At 62.5% G+C, this 2,186-nt stretch carries 3 protein-coding genes and 1 pseudogene; all 4 read left to right on the plus strand.

Annotation, left to right across the window (positions count from 1 at the left end; genetic code table 11):
* Positions 1 to 318, plus strand: a 318-nt coding sequence (locus ACXRVY_RS25340) for a cellulose synthase subunit BcsC-related outer membrane protein (protein ID WP_458238563.1), incomplete at its 5' end; no start/stop codon positions are given.
* Positions 319 to 335: 17 nt separating this feature from the next.
* Positions 336 to 1,004 carry an SGNH/GDSL hydrolase family protein gene (locus ACXRVY_RS25345; RefSeq protein WP_223458970.1) on the plus strand — a complete coding sequence of 223 codons (669 nt, stop codon included), beginning with the start codon at positions 336 to 338 and terminating at the stop codon, positions 1,002 to 1,004.
* A complete protein-coding gene (locus ACXRVY_RS25350; RefSeq protein WP_223458968.1) occupies positions 1,001 to 1,675 on the plus strand; it encodes an alginate O-acetyltransferase AlgF in 675 nt (224 codons plus the stop codon). The genes ACXRVY_RS25345 and ACXRVY_RS25350 overlap by 4 nt, the downstream gene beginning before the upstream one ends.
* An 18-nt stretch (positions 1,676 to 1,693) precedes the next feature.
* A pseudogene (locus ACXRVY_RS25355) lies at positions 1,694 to 2,186 on the plus strand (MBOAT family O-acyltransferase); the annotation flags it as partial.

Raw genomic sequence — 2,186 nt, forward strand, 5'->3', positions numbered from 1 at the left:
TATCAAGTCAAGGGCTCGGTCGGCGTGCAGCATTTCGAGCAGGACAGCGTCGACTATTTCCCGACCGACAAAGCCCTGCAGGCGGCCTCGGGCCTGCGCTACGAAGGGCAAAACAAAACCGGGATCGGCTACAGCGTCGCCGCGGCGGCTGAATACAAGGTCGCTTCGAACTTCCTGYTGGGCGCCAATCTGGGCCTGGACAACGCCCGCGACTACCAACAAATCAGCGGTGCCCTGTCCTTGCGCTACCAGTTCGAGGAGATCAGCGGCCCCATGAGCCTGCCGGTCAGCCCGTACACCTCGCCTTATTCCAACTGATCATTCTGGAGCTTTCGATGCCCACTTCTGCCCTTGCCGGCCTGACTCTCCTTGTCCTTGGGGAGAGCCATATGAGTCTTGCGGACCATTTGCTGGAGCCGCTGCACGACAACCTGACTCGCCAAGGCGCCCAGGTCCATTCCATCGGTGCCTGCGGCGCCAGCGCCGGTGACTGGCTGATCAGCAAGAAGGTCGACTGTGGTGCCGAGCGCAAAGGCAACGACAAGATCGTGATCAAGGGGCGCGAGGCAACCACCACACCGATCCAGGACCTGATCGCCGCCGACAAGCCCGACCTAGTGGTACTGGTCATCGGCGACACCATGGCGTCCTACGACAAACCGGTGTTTCCGAAGGCCTGGGCATGGCAAAACGTCACTGGCCTGGCCAAGGCCATCGCCGCCACCGGAACCCGCTGCGCCTGGGTGGGCCCGGCCTGGGGCAAAGCCGGTGGCATGTACCAGAAGAATGATGCCCGCACCCAATTGATGTCGCAGTTTCTGGCCGCGAACGTGGCGCCTTGCACTTACATCGATTCGCTGACGTTCTCCAAACCCGGGCAGTGGATCACCACCGATGGGCAGCATTTCACCGTCGCCGGTTATCAATCCTGGGGCAATGCGATTGGTGGAGCGTTGGCCAAACTGCCCGCCGACACCGTCAGCAGCGCGGGAGCCGGCAAATGATCCGATCCGCCTGTGGCTGGGTGCTGTTCGCGCCCTTGATGCTGAGCCTGCACGCCCAGGCCGCCGACATTGCCCTGTACCCGACGGGCCCGGATCAGGACTCGGCCTTCCTGCGCTTTATCAACGCCGCCGACCAACCGTTGCAGCTGCTGGCCGAAGGCTCGCGCGCAAGCCTCAAACTGGAAGGCTCGAATGCCGTGTCCGACTACCTGCCCGTGCCCGCCAATCAGCCGATCAAGGGCACCCTGGAACGCAACGGCAAAAGCCAGCCGCTGGACATCCAGGTGGCAGCAGGCGAATTCGCCAGTGTGATCGCCTTGCCAGACAGCGCTCAAGGTATCCGCCAGGTCGTCATCCGTGAGCAACCCGACGACTTCAATAGCCTGAGGGCCTCGCTGGCGTTTATCAGCGCCGATCCAGCGTGCACCCAGGCCGGTTTGCGCGCTGCGGGGAAGAACGCCGACCTGTTCAAGGAGGTGGCCGACGGCAGCGTGCAACGCCGAGCGATCAACCCGGTCAACCTGTCGGTGCAATTGGTCTGCGCCCAAACCAACGTCGGTGCCCCGCTGGACCTGGGCCAGCTCAAGGCTGGCGAGCGCTATAGCGTTGTGCTGCTGCCTGGCGCAAATGGCCCTCACCTGTTGCTCGCGACTGACGTCCTGGCCCACTGATCGGATCGCGCCACCACCATGGTTTTTGCCTCTCTCGAGTTTCTGACGTTGTTCCTGTCGCTGTTCCTGGCGGCCTATGCCGTGTGCCCGGCCGCCTGGCGCAACGTCACGTTACTGATCGGCAGCTGGCTGTTCTATGGCTGGTTGAGCCCACGGTTCCTCGCAGTGCATGTGGTGCTGACGATCACGGCGTGGGTCGGCGGCTTGCTGATTGATGCCTTGCGCGAAGATGGCAAGGGCCGCGTGCGGCTACTCGCGACGCTGATCGTGCTCAACACGGCGGTGCTGTGCTGGTACAAGTACGCCAACATCGTTGCCGGCACCTTGATCGATACCTTCACCGGGTACGGCGCCATGCCCCTGGACTGGCAGCGGGTCATCATGCCGGCGGGGCTGTCGTTTATCGTCTTGCAGGCGATTTCCTATCTGGTGGATGTGCATCGCCGTACCGTGCCGGTTGAACGCAGCTTCATTAATTACGCCACCTATATTTCGATGTTCGGTCATTCGG

Source organism: Pseudomonas sp. P5_A2_2, from assembly GCF_054177685.1.